Source organism: Salinisphaera sp. SPP-AMP-43 (assembly GCF_049568105.1).
In the GTDB taxonomy this organism is placed as follows: Bacteria; Pseudomonadota; Gammaproteobacteria; order Nevskiales; family Salinisphaeraceae; genus Salinisphaera.
In genome coordinates this window covers 948988-969818 of sequence record NZ_CP145335.1, presented here as the reverse complement: position 1 = coordinate 969818, position 20831 = coordinate 948988, and the positions used below count along the sequence as shown (strand labels likewise).

The 20831-nt window shown below is 62.6% G+C and carries 15 protein-coding genes; 11 read left to right on the top strand and 4 right to left on the bottom strand.

Annotated features, from left to right (window positions below):
- Window positions 1-2: 2 nt before the first annotated feature.
- Window positions 3-1445 (bottom strand): APC family permease, encoded by a 1443-nt coding sequence (locus tag V5738_RS04180; RefSeq protein ID WP_423823149.1) that lies wholly within the window; start codon window positions 1443-1445, stop codon window positions 3-5.
- A gap of 61 nt (window positions 1446-1506) precedes the next feature.
- Window positions 1507-2619 (bottom strand): P1 family peptidase, encoded by a 1113-nt coding sequence (locus V5738_RS04175; protein ID WP_423823148.1) that lies wholly within the window; start codon window positions 2617-2619, stop codon window positions 1507-1509.
- A 203-nt stretch (window positions 2620-2822) separates the two neighbouring features.
- Here V5738_RS04175 and V5738_RS04170 point away from each other — a divergent pair, with 203 nt between their 5' ends.
- Entirely contained in the window at window positions 2823-3683 is an 861-nt protein-coding gene (locus tag V5738_RS04170) for a MurR/RpiR family transcriptional regulator (protein WP_423823147.1), read from the top strand.
- A gap of 225 nt (window positions 3684-3908) precedes the next feature.
- Here V5738_RS04170 and V5738_RS04165 read toward each other — a convergent pair whose 3' ends face one another.
- Window positions 3909-4805, bottom strand: a complete 897-nt coding sequence (locus V5738_RS04165) for a helix-turn-helix domain-containing protein (protein ID WP_423823146.1) — start codon at window positions 4803-4805, stop codon at window positions 3909-3911.
- 233 nt (window positions 4806-5038) lie between these two features.
- On the opposite strand from V5738_RS04165, the gene putA reads away from it, so the two are divergent.
- Together putA and putP are read left to right on the top strand one after the other, a co-directional pair.
- Entirely contained in the window at window positions 5039-8311 is a 3273-nt protein-coding gene (gene putA, locus V5738_RS04160) for a bifunctional proline dehydrogenase/L-glutamate gamma-semialdehyde dehydrogenase PutA (RefSeq protein ID WP_423823145.1), read from the top strand.
- A gap of 570 nt (window positions 8312-8881) precedes the next feature.
- Window positions 8882-10357, top strand: coding sequence for a sodium/proline symporter PutP (gene putP, locus V5738_RS04155; RefSeq protein WP_423823144.1), 1476 nt, complete (start codon window positions 8882-8884; stop codon window positions 10355-10357).
- Between the two features lie 82 nt (window positions 10358-10439).
- On the opposite strand, the gene V5738_RS04150 is transcribed toward putP, so the two are convergent.
- The gene (locus tag V5738_RS04150) at window positions 10440-11387 is read right to left on the bottom strand and encodes a LysR family transcriptional regulator (RefSeq protein WP_423823143.1); all 948 of its coding nucleotides are present in this window, start codon (window positions 11385-11387) and stop codon (window positions 10440-10442) included.
- 261 nt (window positions 11388-11648) lie between these two features.
- Between V5738_RS04150 and V5738_RS04145 the strand changes: the two genes are divergently transcribed.
- The 8 genes from V5738_RS04145 (at window position 11649) to V5738_RS04110 (ending at window position 20830) form a co-directional block, all read left to right on the top strand.
- Window positions 11649-12764 carry an ABC transporter ATP-binding protein gene (locus V5738_RS04145; RefSeq protein ID WP_423823142.1) on the top strand — a complete coding sequence of 372 codons (1116 nt, stop codon included), beginning with the start codon at window positions 11649-11651 and terminating at the stop codon, window positions 12762-12764.
- 10 nt (window positions 12765-12774) lie between these two features.
- Window positions 12775-13485: an HAD-IA family hydrolase gene (locus V5738_RS04140; protein ID WP_423824237.1), complete on the top strand. Its 711-nt coding sequence runs from the start codon at window positions 12775-12777 to the stop codon at window positions 13483-13485.
- Between the two features lie 20 nt (window positions 13486-13505).
- The gene (locus V5738_RS04135) at window positions 13506-14807 is read left to right on the top strand and encodes an NAD(P)/FAD-dependent oxidoreductase (protein WP_423823141.1); all 1302 of its coding nucleotides are present in this window, start codon (window positions 13506-13508) and stop codon (window positions 14805-14807) included.
- A gap of 48 nt (window positions 14808-14855) precedes the next feature.
- Complete coding sequence (locus V5738_RS04130; protein WP_423823140.1) at window positions 14856-15899, top strand: ABC transporter substrate-binding protein; 1044 nt, start codon at window positions 14856-14858, stop codon at window positions 15897-15899.
- A 76-nt stretch (window positions 15900-15975) separates the two neighbouring features.
- Window positions 15976-16836 (top strand): ABC transporter permease, encoded by an 861-nt coding sequence (locus V5738_RS04125; RefSeq protein ID WP_423823139.1) that lies wholly within the window; start codon window positions 15976-15978, stop codon window positions 16834-16836.
- Complete coding sequence (locus V5738_RS04120) at window positions 16836-17615, top strand: ABC transporter permease (RefSeq protein ID WP_423823138.1); 780 nt, start codon at window positions 16836-16838, stop codon at window positions 17613-17615. Before V5738_RS04125 ends, V5738_RS04120 begins: the two co-directional genes overlap by 1 nt.
- Before the next feature lie 18 nt (window positions 17616-17633).
- Window positions 17634-19364 (top strand): GMC family oxidoreductase, encoded by a 1731-nt coding sequence (locus V5738_RS04115; RefSeq protein ID WP_423823137.1) that lies wholly within the window; start codon window positions 17634-17636, stop codon window positions 19362-19364.
- A 20-nt stretch (window positions 19365-19384) separates the two neighbouring features.
- Window positions 19385-20830, top strand: coding sequence for an aldehyde dehydrogenase family protein (locus tag V5738_RS04110; RefSeq protein ID WP_423823136.1), 1446 nt, complete (start codon window positions 19385-19387; stop codon window positions 20828-20830).
- Window position 20831: the final 1 nt, after the last annotated feature.

The following is a 20831-nucleotide window of genomic DNA, read 5'->3' as shown; positions in this document are numbered from 1 at the left end:
ATCTAATCGACCGTCGACAGCACCGCCAGCTTGTTCAACGAGGTCTGCTTGATAGCTACGAACCCTAAGCCGAACGCTGCCATCGGGATGATCGCCAGCAGCGTGCTGATGCCGACACCGAGGCCAGTCACGGTGGTGAAGTTGACTAAGACCAGATACAGGATGAAAGCCAGCAGCACAGTCGCCACGACCGGTACCCAGCGGGTTGTCATACTGCTGCCCGAAGCCTTGAAAAAGAACGCAGCCGCGGCAAGCGACGTCAGCAGCATGAGCATGACGATGCCCACAGTAGCGATACCGGCCATCGAACCGAACACCCCCACCAAGGGGCTAGCGCCACTGATCGCACACAGCATGACCAGCACGATCGCCGTGGCAGTCTGAAAAAGCGAAGAGACATGCGGCGAGCCGTGGCGTGCATGGGTGGCTGCGAACCTACGCGGCAGGATGCCGAAGTTGGCCAGCACGAATTGATAGCGCGCCACGATGTTGTGGAACGACAGTACGCAGGCCACGAGACTGGTCAACAACAGAATCTGCATGAGATCGGCCAATACGTGGCCGGTATAAAAGCGGGCGGTATCGAGCACCATATTGCCGCCGCTAGACAGATACTGGTTGGCGACTTGGCGCACCGAGTCCGCGCTCCAGGCATGCACCAGACACCAGCACGACAGGGTATAGAACGCACCGATGATCAGTACCGCCAGATAGGTCGCGCGCGGGATGGTGCGATCCGGATCGCGGGCTTCGTCGCGAAACACGGCGGTGGCCTCGAAACCGATAAAGCCGGTCACGCCGAACAGCACAGCGATACCGAAGGGCCCGGCCTCGGCGGCCGCGCTCGGCGGCTGCGCCAGACTGGCCAGCGCGCTGCCCGACGGCTCCGCCACGATCGCGATGTTCATGATCAACACCACGCCGATTTCCAGGATGAGAGCCACGGCCAACACCTTCGAACTGAGCTCGATATGCCGGTAGCCGAGTGCGGCGACCGCCGCCAGGGCGATGCCGGCATACAGCCACCACGGCAGTGCCGGGCCGCCCATCGAGACCACCGTGTCGTTGACTGCCCAGCCCAAAAACCCATAGATACCGAGCTGAATCGCGGTATAGGTGACTAACGCCACGAAGGCCGTACCCTGGCCGGCCCGGGCACCCAGCCCCGTGCCAACATAAGTGAAAAACGCCCCGGCCTGTTTGACGTATGGCGTCATCGCAACGAAGCCGACCGAAAACAGCAGCAGCACCAGCGAAGCGAATACGAAACCGAGCGGCGCCGCAGCCCCGTTACCGAGACCGATCGCCAGCGGTACGTTGCCACTGACTACCGTCAACGGTGCGGCCGCCGCGACCACCATAAAGACCACGCCTGCGGTGCCGAGTTGGCCGGACAGACGATTGCTCGCCCCCGGCGAAGTTGAAGATGTTTGGGCAGTTGTCATGAACCAAGTCCTCTGGGTTGCCTCGCTGAACGAGTCCGACCGCCGTGCGATCGGCACAAAATCAAACGTCGCCGGTGCGGATGGCGATCCCCGCTGCATCCAATAGCGGCGCTAAGCGCATCGCATCGAGCGCTGGACACCAGCCGGCGGGTTTGTGCATGGGGGCGCCCTCGGCCATGAGCATGGCGTTGAGCACCGCTTCGTCGGTCGCCTGAACGACCGCCATATAGAAGGGATCGAAATATTCGTTGTTCAGATAGCGCATCTGTTGCTGCACGGGCGCCAGCTGGGGAAGCGGACCTTGGTTGGCGGTACTGAAGGCCAGAAACATATCGCCCGAGTCGTTACCGCCCGGGGTGCCGGAGCGCGCGATGCCCAAGCCGGCACGCTGGGCGAGCCGCTTGAGCTGATGCGGCAGCATCGGCGCATCGGTGGCGATCACGGCCACGATCGAGCCGCGCTCACGATTGAGCTCCGCCGGCTCGTCCTCGTCGCGTAAACGCTCACCGACCGGCACCCCGCAGACCGTGAGCCAATCGCGCCGCCCGTGGTTGGCCTGTACCAACACCCCCACGGTATAGCTGACATCACCCACGGTAATGCGCTGCGAGGCTGTGCCCGTGCCGCCCTTGAAGCCATAGCAGATCATGCCGTTACCGCCGCCGACGTTGCCTTCGGCGATCGGCCCGTCGCTGGCTGCTGCTAAGGCATCGTGGACGTGGTGGGCTTCGATGTGCTGACCGTTGATATCGTTGAGCACCCCGTCGTAGGTCTCGGCCACGACCGGCATCGCCCAAAGATGGTGCGCATGATATGTGGCGGCATGATGTTCGAGCAGCCAGCGGGTGGCCGCGTGGTGCACGATCCCCACGCTGTGTGAGTTGGTCAGGCAGACCGGGCCAACGAAATAACCGCCATGCTCGATCCAGTGCGTCCCCGTGACCTCGCCATTGCCGTTCAGGGCATGAAATCCGGCCCAGACCGGCATCGGCCGACGGGCGCGTCCGCGCGGCAGAATCGCAGTCACACCGGTCTTGATCGGTCGGCCGTTGGCCGCGGTATCGTCAAGCGTGGTGTAGCCGACCTGTAGGTCTTTCACATCGGTGATGGCGTTGTAGGGCCCGGTCACACCCGGCATCGGCAGCCCCAGCTCGCGGGCACGCAGTCGATTCATTCGCAAAACCTCTCCTCGAACAGTGCGAGAATGACCGCAAAGCCCAGACCGCAAGCACAGTACGCGCTGCTCGGCCGCCGACCATTCACGCGGGTCACGGCATTCAAGACCATCGCGCTTCGGGGCGATCGGCCTTGGACGTCAGGTACCAATGTAGAACCGCGTGACATGCAAATACCATAAACAATTCGGATGCCATACGAATGTCAAATACCGGACAATCGTCGCTCTTAGCCGAGCAGATCGCCCGTCTCGATGGCGGCCTGTCGCCGGCCGAGCGCGCGCTCTACGCAACACTCGAAGCCAATCTCGAGAACCTGGCGTTCGAAACCGGGGCCAGCCTGGCCGAAAAGAGCGGGGTCAGCCCGAATACGGTGAGCCGATTCCTGCGCCGGCTGGGCTACAAGGGCGTCGACGGTCTCAAAAAAGCCCTGCGCGACGAGGTGCGTTCGCATTCGCTGCTCAATGCCACGCTCATCGAACGCGTCGAGAACCAGCCGGCCGATCTGATGGGCCATCTCAACGCCGAGATCAATGCGCTCAAGGCCTTTGCCGAACAACTCAGCGGCGCCCACTGGCAAGCCGTGGTGGCACGCGTCGCCGAAGCCGAACGGGTGTTCGTGTGTGGCTTCCAGACGGTACGTGGACTGGCCGAGGATTTTGCCAATCGGCTGGCCCTGGTCCGGCCCGGGGTGGAGTTCATCGATCTGTACAGCGGCGTGCTCGGCCAGTGGATCGACAGCCGCAACGAACGCTGCTGTGTCGTGCTGATCGATATCACGCCCTACGCCGAGGCCGGCATTACCTTCGCCAACGACTGTCTGGCGAATGAGACCGATCTCGTCGTCTTCAGCGACGAGTACGGTATCGCCCGCTATATCGATACCCCGTACATCGTGAGCATGCAGACCCAGACCGGGCTAATCCTGGAATCCACGGGCGGGCTGACCAGTGCGCTCAACGTACTGCTGCACTGTGTGGCCTCAGCCCACCAGACCGGGCTGCGCGAACGTATGGAAGCCTATCGAGCTCGGGTACAGAATCTCAGGCTTTATACCAAATAGCCGAGACCAGATCGCAGCAGCACAGCGCCGACATCCAAGGGCTATTGATGTGTCGTCCGTGCCGCATTCGCGTGCGCCTTAGCATGTTCTGCGAGGGGCACAGTCTGGATCGTGACGTACCACGGATCCGCGTGGCACAGGCCGCCCGGGTTCGGTTGGCATAGGCGCCCCAGTCCCAAGGCACGACGACCGCCGTCGCGCGCGGGCACGGCAATACGGCTTTCGCTACGCCGGGTCGTGCCGTATGACAGCGCTTGACGTGGACTCGCACGAACCCCCACCAGGCCCAAGGGCTACAGTGCTCCGAGCATTGGCCCGACGTGGATTCATGAGGCTGCCATCGGCGTGCTCAGTGCCGGCCCGCCGCGCGGCCCCGGGCGACGTGCCATACACCCGGCCGAAGGCACGCGTAAAACTCGGCGCATCGGCAAAGCCCATGTCATGGGCAATTTGGCCGATCGAGTGATTTGAGTTGATGAGCCGATCCATGCCCCAGTACAGCCGTCGTCGCATCACCACCTGTTGCGGCGACAACCCATAGCGGCGCCGACACCATTGATTGAGCGCCGAGCCGCTCATTTCCAGATGCTGCTGCAATTCGGCGTTGCTCGGCGGCGTATCGAGCCGGCAATCAATCAAATGCTGAAACCGCTCCTCGCGCGGGCGCCGTTCCGGGGCCGCAGTCAATAGTCGATAGACCTGAACGGCGAGCATGGTCGCCCATTGATGCGACAACAGCCGATTGGTACGCGCCGCGTGCCCCAGCTGCGGTACGGCACAATCGACCATCGGCCGCAGCTCGCTCGGCAGGCCGAACAGTCGCGGCGCCATGAAGACATCGTCGAAGGACTGCCTAGCGTCCAGCGTTTGAATCTGACGCACGACATCGTCGTCCAGAAACAGATCCACCACCAACAGCCGGCTGTTTTCGGTTCGGCCAGCGAAATAATGGCTGGCATTGCGCGGCACGATGCCGATCTGGTGGGCCGAGACCTCGAAAGCCCCGGTGGCCATATCACAGACAACAGCGCCACTCAGCCCGAACAGCAGCTGCGTAAACCCGTGTCGGTGCTGGCCCTGGCCCAGCTGGACCGGGTTCAATCTTGCGTCGGTCTGATTCATAGGCGCTCGCCTTAGCACTGCGAAAACACGGCGCCGATGTTGTTTCGAACAATGCTCGGCCAAAATTAAACAACATCGCCGTCCCAATAAGCGATAGGCTCAAAGAGCATGCCGCCCGGACACAGGCGCGGCCCAGGGGCGTGTCGGGCCCCCGTTCGCCGCAGCGTTTCGTCGCGACGTGCGCGCCGTATTACGAGAATACGGTGCTGGATTTTCATCACGGGAGTCGCGCAATGCAATGGTCAGCCCCCAGAGTCTATGAGGACCCGAGCTATCAGAACGTGCTCGCCACCTATCGGGTCGACGAGGCCGAACAGGTCGAACGTCTACTCGATATCGCCGCCCTCGACGAGGCACCCGCCCGTGAGATCGAGGCCAGCGCTGCCAAGCTGGTCGAAGTGGTACGCGAAAAAGCCACCGAGGGCGGCGGCATCGATGCATTCATGCAGGAATATGAGCTATCCAGCGCCGAGGGCGTGGTGCTCATGTGTCTGGCCGAAGCATTGCTGCGCATCCCGGATTCAGAAACGGTCGACAAGCTGATCGAGGACAAGATCGGCGGTTCCAACTGGGAATCGCATATGGGCGAATCCAAATCTTGGTTCGTCAATGCCTCGACCTGGGGGCTGATGATCTCCGGGCGCATGCTGCGCCGCGAGGATCTGCCCGAACGCAACTTCCGCAGCACCATGCGACGCATGGTCCGTCGCTCGGGCGAGCCGTTCATTCGCTCGGCGGTACGCCGCGCGATGCGGGTCATGGGCCATCAGTTCGTGATGGGCCGCTCGATCGACGAGGCGATTCGCAACGCCAAACCGTTGGAAAAACGCGGCTATTCCTATTCCTACGACATGCTCGGCGAAGCCGCCCGCACCGATGCCGACGCCCAGCGCTACTTCGACGACTACCACCGGGCGATTGTGGCCTGCGGCGAAGTCAGCCGCGAGCGGGGGCCCGAGGATGCTCCTGGCGTCTCGGTCAAACTCTCGGCCCTGCACGCCCGCTACGAGCTGGGTCACCGCCAGCGCGTACTCGACGAACTGCTCCCCCGTCTACAGAAACTGACCCGATTGGCGGCCCAGTACAACATCAATCTCACCGTGGATGCCGAAGAGGCCGACCGGCTGGATTTGTCGCTCGAGCTGTTCGAGATGGCCTCGGCCGACGCTGAACTCGGCGACTGGCAAGGCCTCGGGCTCGCGGTCCAGGCGTATCAGCGGCGAGCCCTGGACGTGATCGAATGGCTGGCCGAACTCGGCCGCCGCCATAGCCGCCGGATCATGGTGCGGCTGGTCAAGGGCGCCTACTGGGATACCGAGATCAAGCGCGCCCAGGAAGGCGGCCTGGCCGACTATCCGGTGTTCACCCGCAAGATCAACACCGATGTCTCGTTCATGGCCTGTGCCCGACGCATCCTAGCGCATTCGGACGTGTTCTATGGCCAGTTCGCTACTCACAACGCGCATACCCTGGCTTATGTCCGGCACTTGGTCGGCGAACGAAACGATTTCGAATTCCAGCGCCTGCACGGCATGGGTGAGGATCTGTATTCCGAAATCGTGGAAAAAGGCGATGCCGACAACCGCCCGCGCTGTCGAATCTATGCCCCGGTCGGCGCCCACGAAGACCTGCTGGCCTATCTGGTCCGACGGCTGCTGGAAAACGGCGCCAACAGCTCGTTCGTGAATCGTCTGGTCGACGAGAACGAGCCGATCGAGGACATCGTGGCCGATCCGGTGCGCACCGTGCGCGAGCAGAACCAGATCCGGCACCCGCGTATTCCGCTGCCGCATCACCTCTACGGTGAACGCCGACCCAATGCCAAGGGCATCGATCTGTCGGACCTGCGCCATCTCGAATCGCTATCGCAGACCATGGCCGAGGCCGAGCAGCAGACCTGGCAGGCCGGTCCGTTGATTGGCGGCCAGCTGCCCAAGCGGGCGGCCGATGCGCTCAGCAACGGCCAGGCGAATGGGATCCGCAATCCGGCCTATAACGAGCGTACCGTTGGTCAGGTCGCTTTTGCGGACGACGACGATGTCGAGGCAGCACTGGCCACGACCGCCGCGGCCGCGCCGCGCTGGGCCTCGACCCCAGCCGTGGAACGCGCGGCCTGTCTGCGTCGCTATGCCGATCTGCTGGAATCGCATATGGGCGAGCTGATGGCACGCTGCACCCGCGAGGCCGGCAAGAATCTCGCCGACGGCGTGGCCGAAGTCCGCGAGGCCGTGGATTTCTGTCGCTACTATGCCGTCCAGGTCGAGGATGAATTCTCGGTCGACCATGTCCTGCCCGGGCCCACCGGCGAGCGCAATACCTATGGCCTGTACGGACGCGGCGTATTCGTCGCGATCTGCCCGTGGAACTTCCCGCTGGCGATCTTTTCCGGCCAGGTGGCGGCCGCGCTGGCCGCTGGTAACGCCGTGATCGCCAAACCGGCCGAGCAAACCTGTCTGGTCGGGGCCCGGGCGATCGAGCTGATGCACGAAGCGGGCTTTCCCGGTGATGTGCTCGCCTATCTCCCCGGCGCCGGCGATATCGGGGCCAAACTGGTCGCCGATCGACGCATCGCCGGGGTGGCTTTTACCGGTTCGCTGGCCACGGCCAAGAAGATCAACCTGACGCTGGCCGAACGCGACGGCCCGATCATTCCGTTGATCGCTGAAACCGGCGGCCAGAATGCGATGATCGTGGACTCATCGGCGTTGATCGAGCAGGTGGTCGCCGATATCATTCGCTCCGGTTTCCAGAGCGCCGGTCAACGCTGCTCGGCGCTGCGCGTGCTCTATGTCCAGTCGGATATCGCCGATACCTTGATCGAAATGCTTTCCGGCGCGATGGCCGAACTGTCGGTAGGCGACCCTTGGCGGCTGGGCACCGATGTCACCCCGGTGATCGACGCCGAGGCCCGCGATAATCTGGCCGCCTATGCCGAATATGCCGATAAGACCTTCAAGCCGCTGTATACCTGCCAGCTGAGCGAGGACACCGGCGAGGGCACCTATATCGCACCACGTATCTACGAACTGCAATCGATCGATGAGCTCGGTGAGGAACAGTTCGGCCCGATCGTGCATATCATTCGCTTCGAAGCCGACGAAATCGACGACGTTGTCGACAATATCAACGGCTTAGGCTACGGCCTGACCTTCGGCATCCACAGCCGGATCGACACTACGGTGGAGCGGGTTCTGAAACGACTCAAGGTCGGCAATGCCTACGTCAACCGCAACATTATCGGCGCCGTGGTCGGGGTACATCCGTTCGGCGGCGAAGGCCTGTCTGGAACCGGCCCCAAGGCCGGCGGGCCGCACTACCTGCACCGTTTCGCTACCGAACGGGCCGTCTCCCGCGATACCACCGCCGCCGGCGGCAATGCGTCGCTGATGTCGCTCGAGGAAGACGAACCGACCGAACATGCCTTCGTCACACCCGAGCCGCAACGACTCAATCGCGCGCCGAACCGTGAGCGTGTACGCGAGCGCGAAACCGAACCGGCCAAATAGGCCACCACCGGGGCCGCCGCCGGTGGCGGCCCTCACCACAATGACCCACAAGGGGCTCTCACCATGCAGGAATCGCTCACCACAGCGACTTGGCTGTGGCTGGCCATACCCATGCCACTATGCGTACTACTCAGTCTGATCAGTTTCATCCGGCATCAAACCAGCCGCCACTAACGTCTTGGTTTGAATTGCCTGAACGTCGGCCAGTCGCCGTTGCTCCGGTTACAGTGCTCAAGACCGAACCCGGCATACAGCCCATGCCGACGGGCCGCCACGCGCTTTCCTGGCCGAACACCACGCCGGGCGCATCGCTAAACAAGACCTACCAAACTGCGGCTTATCGACTGACGTCCGCCCGGCGGTCGGATCGTCCGCCGTTGTTAGAGCAATACAACCGCGACTCTTGCTGGGTCTTGCCTAGCCCAGGCGTTGCGTAGCTCTTAGCCGGACCATGGTTTGGCTTTGTTTCGGCTTGCGCGGTGCTCGTATTGCCAGGCGAGCTCAGCGCATCGCCCGCGGCGACAATCCGCCCATTCAACACAACGACAATCTTTTCAAGGGGATCGGCGCATGCATATCGCGCTACCAACGCTCATCACCTTCTTGGTCTATCTGGCCGCGATGATCGCCATCGGCGGAGCGACCTATCAACTGACCCGCAATCTGTCCGACTATGTGCTCGGCGGGCGCAGCCTCGGGCCCGGGGTTGCTGCACTTTCGGCCGGCGCTTCCGACATGAGTGGCTGGCTACTGCTTGGCCTGCCCGGCGCAATCTATGCTTCGGGCATGTCTAGTGCCTGGATCGCGATCGGTCTGACCATCGGCGCCTATCTGAACTGGCAGTTCGTAGCCCGACGGCTGCGCATCTATACCGAGGTCGCCAACGACTCGATCACGGTGCCGGACTTTCTGCACAACCGTTTCGAGGACCGCACCCGGGCCCTACGGGTACTCTCGGCCTTGGTGATTCTGGTGTTCTTTGCCTTCTATACCTCGGCCGGCATGGTCGCCGGGGCCAAGCTGTTCGAGGCCAGCTTCGGCATCAACTACTACTGGGCGCTCTGGGGCGGCGGTGCGATCATCGTCTCCTATACCTTTCTGGGCGGCTTTCTAGCCGTGGCCTGGACCGATTTCGTCCAGGGCATCATCATGTTCTTCGCCCTGCTGATCGCCCCGGCCTTGGCTATTACGACCCAGGGTAGCTGGACCCAGACGGTTGCCGAGGTCGGCGCGATGAAGACCTCGTACAACGATATCTTCAGCGGCATGTCGCTGTTCTCGATCATCTCGCTGGCCGCCTGGGGGCTGGGTTATTTCGGCCAGCCGCATATCATCGTGCGCTTCATGGCCATGCGCGATCATCGCGATGTCCCCACCGCTCGTCTGATCGGCATCGCCTGGATGGTGATCTCGTTGTTCGGTGCGATCGCGGTCGGCTATACCGGCATTGCCTACTTTGCCGACAACCCGCTGCCGGACGGCGAGAAAGTCTTCATCCTGATGTCCACTGCCCTGGCCAATCCCTGGGTCGCCGGCTTCTTGCTGGCCGCAATCCTGGCCGCGGTGATGAGCACGATCAGCTCCCAGCTGCTGGTCTCATCCAGCGCGCTGGCCGAAGACATCTACAAAGCCTTCATCCGGCCCCATGCCTCCGAAAAAGAACTGGTCTGGATCGGCCGCTTCGGCGTACTCGCGATCGCTATTATCGCGCTGCTGATCGCCGGCAATCCGGACTCCAGCGTGCTGGATCTGGTTTCCTATGCCTGGAGCGGCTTCGGTGCGGCCTTCGGTCCGGTGATCCTGTTCTCGCTATTCTGGCGACGGACCACCAATTGGGGCGCCCTAGCCGGCATGTTCGTCGGCGCGGTCACGGTGATCGTATGGAAACAGCTGTCCGGCGGTATCTTCGAGATGTACGAGATCGTTCCCGGCTTTCTGTTCTGCGCGCTGGCGATCTTTTGCGTCAGCCTGCTGACCCGGCCCAGCGATTCGACGTTGGCGACCTACGATGAAGCCGCCAGTCGTTGGCAGCAAGTCGAGCGCTAGCACTCGACCTGATGGATAAGCCCTCGGCCTTCGGGCCGAGGGCTTTTTTTATCCAGTGTTATCGCCCGTTGGCAGGGCGAGGTTAGACAATCTGCCCGATCTTCAATTCGGGATAGGCCGCATCAACTGCCTCGATATCGGCCCGGGTCTTATCGATGATCCAGTCCTGGACCTGGATCGCCGGATCCCGCAGGGCTTTATCGCGCGCGCAAACGAAATGGCACAGCCGCTGGGTGGTGACGCATTCATCGATGGCCGGCACCAAGGCCCCAGTTTTCAACCAGTGTGCGACCACGTTTAGCCAGCCTACGGCAATACCCTGGCCCATCAGCGCGGCCTGCAATACCACCGCATAGTCTGAAAATGTGAGCGTATTGGTCGCAGTGGCGGCCGAAAGCGCCGGAAACCACTCGAACCAGTCTACCGACCGATCGCTCAAGTTGATCAATGTCGGCCCCGGATCGTCCATCCGGCCTACATCCGCAGTGCGCGTACGACGATAGGCCGGGCTGCAGACCGGAATCAGGATTTCCGGACAGATCAGGCGTGCGTAATGGCCTTCGTCCGAACCATCGACGAAACGCATCCCCATATCGACATCGTCCACCGGGCCGCCGATGGAGCCAGAGATCAGCTGGAAACGCAGGTCCAGCCGGGGCATGGCTGCCTGGATTTCATGCATACGCGGCATCAGCCAGTGGGTAGTGAAGGCCGTCGAGGCCGACAGCGATACCGTATCGCTGGCGCGATTGCGCTCGTTTATTTCTTGGATTGCTGATTCGATTTCACGAAAACCGACCGCAGTGCCCCGATAGAGGATTTCTCCATCGTCGGTCAGCCGCAGCTGGCCTTTATGGCGATGAAATAGCGCAACCCCGATATGATCTTCAAGCCGAGCGACCATTCGGCTGACCGCGGGCTGGGTCACATACAGCTCGGTAGCCGCGGCCGTGAAGCTACCGCGTCGTGCTGCGGCCTCAAACACAAATAGGGCATGCGCGCTGGGGAAGTAGCGTCGTAGCGAGGTCATGAGCTCAGGTTATGACCCATCTGATAATTTTTCAATTGCCAGTCGCCGACTCGCTGTTCTAAGTTCGGATGGAACCTAATTTTCGAGGGCGCCTAAAGCCCCGTGATGGCTCAGATATGTTCGAAATTCGTGCAGATAGGGATGATTTTGGGGCAATCGGCTCACCAGCAGAAGCAGCGAGGGTCGACTTAGGTCTAACGCCCGATGCCGATGCGTGCAGGTATAAAGCCAACTCATGCTGCAGACAGCCGGAGTATCCCATTGAACGATAGAGAAAGCGTCGGCGTACGCATTCAAAAAGCCCATAAGACCTATGGCCGTACGACCGCGGTCGATACCACCGACCTGGATATCGCCGCCGGTGAGTTCATCTCGCTGCTCGGCCCCTCGGGCTCGGGCAAAACCACGCTGCTCGGCATGCTCGGCGGGTTCGTCATGCCCTCGGGCGGGGCAATCTATATCGGCGATCGCGACGTGACATATATGCCGCCGCACAAGCGGAATATCGGGGTGGTCTTCCAAAGCTATGCCCTGTTTCCGCACATGAGCGTCGGTGAAAACGTGGCGTTTCCGCTGCGGGCGCGTCGGGTGCCGAAAAGCGAACGCGACGCCAAGGTTAAAAAAGCGTTGGACACAGTCAGCCTGGGCGGCTATGGCGAACGCCATATCTCACAGCTGTCGGGCGGCCAGCGCCAGCGCGTGGCCCTGGCACGGGCGATCGTTTTCGAGCCAGCACTCATTCTCATGGACGAACCCCTGTCCGCGCTCGACAAGCAGCTGCGCGAAGCCATGCAGATGGAGCTGCGCGGCCTACATCAGAAACTCGGCGCGACCATCATCTATGTCACCCACGATCAACGCGAAGCGCTGACCATGAGCGACCGGATCGCGGTGTTGCGCGACGGCCAGATCGTGCAGATCGGCACGCCGCGCGAGCTGCATGATCAGCCGGCCGATTCGTTCGTCGCCGATTTCATCGGCGAATCCGAACTATTGCCGGTCACGCGCCTAGCGGAGCATAGCGTCGATTACAACGGGCTGACGCTGGAATGCCGGCATAGCGTGCCCGAAGCCAAGGCCCTGCAGCTGGTGGTCCAGACCGCCAAATTGATCGTCGATACCGGCGAACTCGCGCCCGAGTTCAACCGCATCAACGGACAGGTCTCGGAAATCGTCTACCAGGGCGAGACCCTGCGGGTCTTGGTCGAGCTGCCGGACGGGGCCCAGCTCAAACTCAACCATCCGACCCACGACGCCGCACGGGGCCAGGTTCCGGAATCCGGGGCGCCGATCACCCTGGCCCTGCATCCCAACGACACCGTGGTCGTGCGACACGCCGATTCGAATTCTTATACGCAACCGCAAGGGAAGACATAACGTGAGCGATATCGATTACAGCCAATTCCGTGTTCTGACATTCGACGTGGTCGGAACCCTGATCGACTTCGAGCGAGGGGTGCTCGATTCGGTCCGCCGCCTGGGCGGCGACGCCGCGGCCCAGCTGAGTGACGACGAAATCTTCGGCCCCTACAAGGCCGGCCGCAGTGCCAATCCGGGTCGGTCCAGCCAGGCCATGGCCAACGTCTATCGGCATCTGGCCAGCGAACTTGGCCTGCCGGCCGACGATGCCCGGGCCGAGGCCTTCCAGCTCGACGTGATCAACTGGCCGGAGTTCGAGGATTCGGTCGAGGCGATGCAGCGCTTGGGGCGCCATTTCCAGCTGGTCGCCATGACCAATGCCGACCGCACCGCCTATACCGCCTATGCCCAGCGCCTGGGCTGGCCGTTCGACGACAGCGTGACCTTCGACGAAACGGACATCGCCAAGCCGGATCCGCAGTTCTTTGCCTACAACCGTGGCCGCCAGTACGCCCGCGGCTTCCGCCAGGATCAGATCCTGCACGTCGCCCAGAGCCAGTACCACGATATCGGCGTGGCCCGCGAGCAGGGCTATACCGTGTGCTGGATCGAGCGTCGGCACGACCAGCGGGGCTTTGGTGGCACGCCGGATCCGGCCCGCGTGACCGAACCGGATATGCACTTCACCTCGCTCGCTCAGCTGGCCGACGCGGTCGAGCGAAGCACAGCGAGCGCCTGAGCTACGAGGCCACGTCGATCATGAGTTCGCCGCACTCCGAGATCCCTTCCCTCTGGGCGGCACAAACCGCCCCGGGGCCCGACCTGCCCCAGCTGGACCAGGAGATCGACGCCGATGTCGCGATTGTCGGCGGCGGTTATTCCGGTCTGTCGGCGGCCCATTACCTGGCCGAACGCGGCCTGCGACCGGTGGTACTCGAAGCCGATCGCATCGGCTGGGGGGCCAGCGGCCGCAACGGCGGCGTGGTCTCGGCCAAATACCGCGTGTCGTACCCAGCCATCGCCCAGACCTTCGGGCTCGAAACCGCCCAGCTCATGCACCGCATCAGTCACGAGGCGGTGGATCTGGTGGAATCACTGATCGAGCGCTTTGACTTGCACGACGCCGAGTTCGCCCGAGCCGGTAATCTGCGCTGCGCGCACAACACGCGCAGTCTGTCGACCATCGCGGCCGCCGCCGAGTGGCAGCGTCGCGAGCTCGGCGATCGCCAGATGTCGATCCTGTCTCGCGATCAGGTGGTCGAAGAAACCGGCTCGAACGCATTCGTTGGCGGTGTTCTCGCCGCCGACGTCGGTCGACTCCGGCCGCTGGCCTATGCCCGCGGCCTGGCGGCCGGGCTGCAGGGCTACGGCAGCGATCTGATCTTCGAGAACAGCCCTGTCGAGCGTATCGAAACCATCGACCAGGGGCTGATACTGCATACCCCGCAGGGCCGAGTCCGGGCCGGCCAAGCGATACTGGCCAGCAACGGCTATTCGTCGCTGACACCGGCGACCGCGGCCATCGAACGCACGCTGGTGCCGTTTCGCAGCGCAATCATTGCCACCGAGCCGCTGGACGCCGAACTCGACCGACGGCTGCTCGCACAACGCCGCAGCTATACCGAAACCCGTCGCATGATGCGCTGGTTCCGGCGGGTCGACGATCGCTTCGTATTCGGCGGCCGGGGCGCTTTCGGCACCAAGGAGTCGGCTTCTGCGTTCCAGGCCCTGCAGCGGGCCATGGTGGCGCTGTTCCCGGAACTGGCGAATACCGGCATTGCCTACCAATGGTCCGGGCACGTCGCGATGACGGCCGACAAGTTTCCGCACGTCGGTCGGCTGAATGACCGAGTGTGCTGCACTCTGGGCTATAACGGGGCTGGGGTCGCCCTGTCGACCTTGCTAGGGCGATATGCCGGTGCATTCGCTCTACGCGAGGCGCCGGAGGTCGGCCCGCTCGACGTAGCCAACCTGCAGCGCATTCCGTTCTATCCACTGCGCCAACTCGGCATACGCTCGGTGGCCGGTTGGTATCAGTTTCTCGATGCGATAGGGCTCTAGTGCCCAACGTCATCGATCCAAGGCGCAATCCAAAAAAGGGGCATAGCGATGAACAAATCATTGATGACCAGTGTCATCATTTCACTCGGAGTCTGCGCGAGCCACTCAGCCCTCGCGCAGGACAAGTCCGTGACCTTCGTATCCCAGGGCGGCGCCTACCAGCGCGCCCAGACCCAGGCCATCCTGGACCCGATCTCGAAGGATCTCGGCATCACCATCAACCAGGATAGCGCCCCCGACGCGCTGCCGATGATCAAAACCCAAGGCATGACCGGCAAAGTGGTCTGGGACGTGGTCGATACCCCGCCCTTCAACTGTATCCGGGCGGGCAAGCAGGGCCTGGTTCAGAAACTCGATTTCAGCCGCCTGCCGGCTGCCAAGAATTTCGGCGACGACGCCCGCACGCAGTACTCGGTGGGCTACGAAAACTATTCGAGCGTCATCGCCTACAACAAAAAGAAATACGGCGACAATCCGCCCAAGACCTGGGCCGATTTCTGGAACGTGAAGAAATTCCCCGGTCGGCGCGCGCTGCGCAACTACCCGGTCGCCACGCTCGAAGCCGCATTGATGGCCGACGGCGTGCCCCGCGACGAGCTCTATCCGCTGGATGTCGATCGTGCCTTTGCCAAGCTCAAGGAAATCAAGCCACACATCACGACGTGGTGGACCTCCGGCGGGCAGTCGGCCCAGCTGCTGCACGACGGCGAGGTCGACATGATCATGATGTGGAACGGCCGGGTCAGCGCTCTGATGGAAGACGATCCGAACATCGGCTTTACATACAACAACGGCATTCGACAGCGCACCGGGCTGTGCATACTCAAAGGCTCGCCGCATACCGACACCGCCTATCAGTTCGTCAATGCCGCGGTATCGCCCCAATACCAGGCGAACCTGCCGAAATACATCGATTACGGCCCCGCCAATCCGGCTGCCTACGATACCGGCAAGATTTCGGACCAGCGCGCCGCCGAACTGCCCAGCTCGCCGGAAAACGCCAAGAAACAGGCAGCGCTGTCCTATGAGTGGTGGGCATCTCAGGCCGGTCAGCAGGCACAGCGTCGTTGGCTGCGTTTCATGCAGCAATAAACCACTGCAATACATGCTGATTCGCGTTGCGGCCGGCCTCGCCCCGGTCGCAACGCGAGCATAGGGAGATGCCCTGATGGCCGATGCCGCAACCCACCACCACCGAAAAGACCGAGCATTGATGGCGCTGCTGATGGCGCCCGCGATATGCATCGTTCTGATTCTGTTGGTCGTTCCCACCAGTTGGCTGTTCTGGCAGTCGATCTATGCCAACGGTTTCACATTCGCCAATTACGAGCGCATCTTCACCGGCTCGGTGTATTGGCACACCTTCATTCTCACCTTTCGTATTAGCGTCATCGTTACCCTCGGCGCCTTGCTGCTCGGCTATCCATTGGCCTATGCCGCCTGTGTGCTGCCGCGGCGTCTGGCGACCCTGGTGCTAGTCATCGCAGTGCTGCCGTTCTGGACCAGCGTGCTGGTGCGAACCTATGCCTGGCTCATTTTGCTTAGCCACAACGGGATCGTGAACAGCCTGCTGACTGCATCAGGCCTGGTCGACGCACCGCTAAAACTGGTCAACAACGAGTTCGGCACGATCATCGCGACCATCCATATCCTGCTGCCGTTCATGATTTTGCCGCTGTATTCAGCGATGCAGAAGATCCCGGACGATCTGATGCGCGCCGGTACCAGCCTCGGCGGCTCGCCGTTCTATGCCTTTCGGCGGATCTATTTCCCACTGTCGCTATCCGGCGTAATGGCCGGCTCGGCGCTGGTGTTCGTACTGTGCCTGGGCTTTTACATCACGCCCGAGCTCATGGGCGGCGGCAAGACCGTCATGGCATCGATGGTGGTCAGCCGAAACGTCGAGCTGTTCAACGACTGGGGCGCGGCTAGCGCGGTCAGTGTCGTGCTGCTGGCATTCGTGCTGCTCATCTTCTATATCGCGAGCCGGGTCGTACCGGTCGATCGTATCTTCGGAGGGGGTTCCTAATGCAGCGCATTCCTCTACGACGCCTGATTCTCGGGGCCTATGTTGTCGGCGTACTGCTGTTTTTGATCGTCCCCGTGCTGATCGTCATCCCGATGTCGTTCTCGGATGCGCGTTTCATCACGTTCCCGCCACCGGATTTTTCGCTGCGCTGGTATGACGCCTTCTTTTCGAGCAGCGAGTGGCTCAAGGCCACCCAGACCAGTCTCACGGTGGCGGTGCTGGCGACACTGATCGCCACGCCACTGGGCGTGGCCGCGGCCTATGCCGTAGAAAACACCCACCACTGGAGCATGCGCTATGTGCGGGTGATATTGATGCTGCCGTTGATGATTCCGTTGATCATCGTGGCGGCCGGTCTGTTCCTGGCGTTCGCGAAGACCGGTCTCTGGGCCTCGATCACTGGACTGGTGCTGGCCAACGTGATGCTGAGCCTGCCCTTTGTCGTGACCTCGGTCGGCGCTGGCCTGCAGGGCTTCGACAAGAGCCAGGAGATGGTTGCCCGCAGCCTCGGCATGAACCGGCTCCGGGCGTTTTTCGCTGTCGTTCTACCCCAGATCAAGCCCAGCGTGATTTCCGGGGCGATCTTCGCCTTCATCTGGAGTCTGGACGAAACGATCGTCGCCCTATTCATTTCGGGCGGTTCGAACCAGACCCTAACCAAAGTGATGTTCACCCGCCTACGCGATGAAATCGACCCGACCATCGCCGCGATCAGCACCATGCTGATTGTGGGCACGTTGACGCTGACGGCGTTCGCTGCCCTGCTGCGTCGTCGTTGAAGTCGATGCTGAACCGGCATGGATGACACTGCATCGCATCGCGAATCACCCCAGGCGATCGATCATCTGATCCTGGGCGGCGGCTCGGCCGGATGCGTGCTGGCCGCCCGGTTGTCGGAGGACGCAACACGCCGCGTGGTGCTCGTCGAGGCCGGTCGCAACATCGGCGCCGACGACATGCCCGCAGCGATTGCCAGTCGTTATCCGGGCCGGGCTTATCTGGATCCGCGCAATATCTGGGGCCACCTCAAAGCCCAGTTTGCGGCGCGCCCGGATCGTGGGCAGGCAACGAGCCGGCGCCGCTATGAGCAAGCCAAACTGCTGGGCGGCGGTTCGGCGATCAACGCGCTCATGGCCAATCGCGGCGCCCCGGCCGATTACGACGAATGGGCCGCGCTCGGGGCGACCGGCTGGCACTGGCAGGCCTGCCTGCCCTGGTTCATCGCCATCGAACGCGATGTCGATGGCCAAGGCCCCGACCACGGCCACAACGGGCCGTTGTCGATTCGCCGCATCGCCGATACGAATCTGTCGCCGTTCGTCGCCGGCGTCATGCAGACCCTGGCCGAACAAGGCTATCCGCCACAAGCCGACCAGAACGGCGCCTGGCAAGACGGCACCTTTAAGGCCACGATCGCCGCCAGTGACACCGGCCAGCGGCTGCCGACCTCGGTGGCCTGGCTCACGCCCGAAGTTCGGCAGCGCCCGAACCTGGAGATCGTCACCGAAAGCCAGGCCCAGCGGATCGTATTCGACGGTCGTCGTGCCATCGGCGCCGTCGTGGCACATAAAACAGGCGCACCACAGACGATTTATGCCAGGGAAGTCGTCGTGGCCAGCGGCGCGATCCATTCGCCGACTTTGTTGATGCGCTCCGGCGTCGGTCCAGCCGAACAGATCGCGGCCTGTGGCATCACGCCGGTGGCCGACTGCCCGGCAATCGGCAGCAATCTCATGGAGCATCCCTCGATCGCCGTAGCCAGCTATCTCAGATCGAGCGCCCGCGAATCCAACGACGAAGAACACCACGAGCAAGGCGTCTGGCGGTTTTCCTCAGCCCTGCCGGGCACCCCGACCGGCGACATGCACGCGTCTATCCTCGCGCGCTCTGGCTGGCATTCGGTCGGCCAGCGCGTCGGCAGCCTGTTCTTTTGGGTCAACAAATCGTATTCGCGCGGCCGAGTTGCGCTAAACCCATCAAACGTCGATGGGCCGCCCCAGATCGAGTTCGACATGCTCGGCGATACTCGCGATCTGGAGCGTCTGAAAATGGCGCTGCGGCTCGGCGCACGCACATTGCAGCATCACCGCATGGAACCCTATGGCGGCCCAGTGTTTCCGGCCAGCTATTCGCCGCGGGTCGCCGCCCTGGCCATGCCGGGCTGGGTCAATCGGGTTCAACGCGGGCTGTTTGCCGGTGTTCTGGATCTTGCCGGCCGGCATCGGCACCGCGTGATAAGCGCCGCGGTGTCGAACGGCATCACCATCGAACGGCTGCTGGCCGACGACCAAGCCCTCACCGAGTTCGTGCGCTCCCATGTGGGCGGCACCTGGCATGCCTCGGGAACCTGCCGTATGGGCCAGGCCGACGATCCACAGGCCGCGACTTCACCAACCGGCTGTGTACACGGCGTCACCAGCCTGCGCGTCTGCGATGCCTCTCTCATGCCATCGATTCCCTGTGCCAACACCAATCTACCAACCCTGATGATCGCCGAACGCATCGCACACGCCATACGTTCCGAATAATTCCGACCTAAAGACCGCCCATGTCGCATCGCCACTGTTTTTTCATCGATGGCCATTGGGTCGAACCCGCTCGAAAGCACACCATCGACGTCATCGACCCGGCCAACGGCGCCGTATTCGATACGATCGCAGCAGGCGACGCCGAAGATATCGAGCGGGCGATCGCAGCCGTCCGGCGGGCCCAGCCTGGGTTCGCACAGACCCCGCTGGCCGAGCGCAGGCGCTTGATGGCTCGGGTCGTCGACGGGCTCGAGCGCCATCGCAACGCACTCGCGACCACCCTGAGCCAGGAAATGGGTGCCCCCACGCCCGTCGCCCGGGGCGCCCAGGTAGATCTGGGCATCGCCCATTTCAAGCATACCCTGGAGGCCCTGGCCGATTTCGACTTCGAACGCTGCCCGTCGAGCACGACCATCCTCCGCGAGCCGATCGGCGTGGTCGGCCTGATCACGCCCTGGAACTGGCCGATCAATCAAATCGCCTGCAAGGTGGCGCCGGCCCTGGCTACCGGCTGCACGATGGTGCTCAAACCGTCGGAGATCGCGCCCTTCAATGCCGTCTTGTTCGCAGAGATTTTGCAAGAAGCCGGCGTGCCACCCGGGGTATTCAATCTCGTACAAGGGCACGGCGCCGACGTCGGGGCCGCGCTGGCTACTCATCCAGATATCGACATGATTTCGGTGACTGGCTCGACCCGCGCCGGGGTGGCGGTCGCCAACGCCGCGGCCCCCACGGTCAAACGCGTGCATCAGGAATTGGGCGGCAAATCACCCTATCTGGTGCTACCCGACGCCGATCTCGCACCGGCCGTTACTGCCGCTGTGGCCCGCTGCTTCGAAAACAGCGGCCAGTCCTGCAACGCATCGTCGCGGCTGCTGGTGCCCCACGTATATCGCGATCGGGCCGTCGATTTGGCCCGCGCCGCAGCGGCTACCTTCTGCGTCGGTGCGCCAGATCAAACCGATACCGATCTCGGGCCGGTGGTCAGCGCAGCACAGTACGACCATATCCAGGCACTGATCGCCAGCGGCGTCAGCGAAGGTGCGACCCTAGTCGCCGGCGGTACCGGCCGACCGCAGTCGATGACGCACGGATACTATGTTCGACCGACCGTATTCGCCGACGTCGACCCCGCCATGACGATCGCGCGCGAGGAGATTTTCGGGCCGGTGCTCGCCCTTATGACCTACGACCACGTCGAGCAGGCTATCGAGATCGCCAACGATACGCCCTATGGATTGGCCGCCTATATCTTTGGCGCGCCCCAGGCCGCGCAAGCCACAGCCCGCCGTATCAACGCCGGCAGCATTCATATCAATGAACCAGCCTGGGACGGCGCGGCACCGTTTGGCGGTTACAAACAGTCCGGCAACGGTCGCGAGTACGGGGCATACGGCCTGGCTGAATTCACCGAAACCAAAGCGATCGTAGGCGATCGCCCTACCGTGCAATCGATGGGAATCTGAT

Coding starts and splice junctions, on each gene's coding strand:
- V5738_RS04180 (WP_423823149.1), bottom strand. CDS start 1,445: ATGACAACTGCCCAAACATCTTCAACTTCGCCGGGGGCGAGCAATCGT.
- V5738_RS04175 (WP_423823148.1), bottom strand. CDS start 2,619: ATGAATCGACTGCGTGCCCGCGAGCTGGGGCTGCCGATGCCGGGTGTG.
- V5738_RS04170 (WP_423823147.1), top strand. CDS start 2,823: ATGTCAAATACCGGACAATCGTCGCTCTTAGCCGAGCAGATCGCCCGT.
- V5738_RS04165 (WP_423823146.1), bottom strand. CDS start 4,805: ATGAATCAGACCGACGCAAGATTGAACCCGGTCCAGCTGGGCCAGGGC.
- putA (WP_423823145.1), top strand. CDS start 5,039: ATGCAATGGTCAGCCCCCAGAGTCTATGAGGACCCGAGCTATCAGAAC.
- putP (WP_423823144.1), top strand. CDS start 8,882: ATGCATATCGCGCTACCAACGCTCATCACCTTCTTGGTCTATCTGGCC.
- V5738_RS04150 (WP_423823143.1), bottom strand. CDS start 11,387: ATGACCTCGCTACGACGCTACTTCCCCAGCGCGCATGCCCTATTTGTG.
- V5738_RS04135 (WP_423823141.1), top strand. CDS start 13,506: ATGAGTTCGCCGCACTCCGAGATCCCTTCCCTCTGGGCGGCACAAACC.
- V5738_RS04130 (WP_423823140.1), top strand. CDS start 14,856: ATGAACAAATCATTGATGACCAGTGTCATCATTTCACTCGGAGTCTGC.
- V5738_RS04125 (WP_423823139.1), top strand. CDS start 15,976: ATGGCCGATGCCGCAACCCACCACCACCGAAAAGACCGAGCATTGATG.
- V5738_RS04120 (WP_423823138.1), top strand. CDS start 16,836: ATGCAGCGCATTCCTCTACGACGCCTGATTCTCGGGGCCTATGTTGTC.
- V5738_RS04115 (WP_423823137.1), top strand. CDS start 17,634: ATGGATGACACTGCATCGCATCGCGAATCACCCCAGGCGATCGATCAT.
- V5738_RS04110 (WP_423823136.1), top strand. CDS start 19,385: ATGTCGCATCGCCACTGTTTTTTCATCGATGGCCATTGGGTCGAACCC.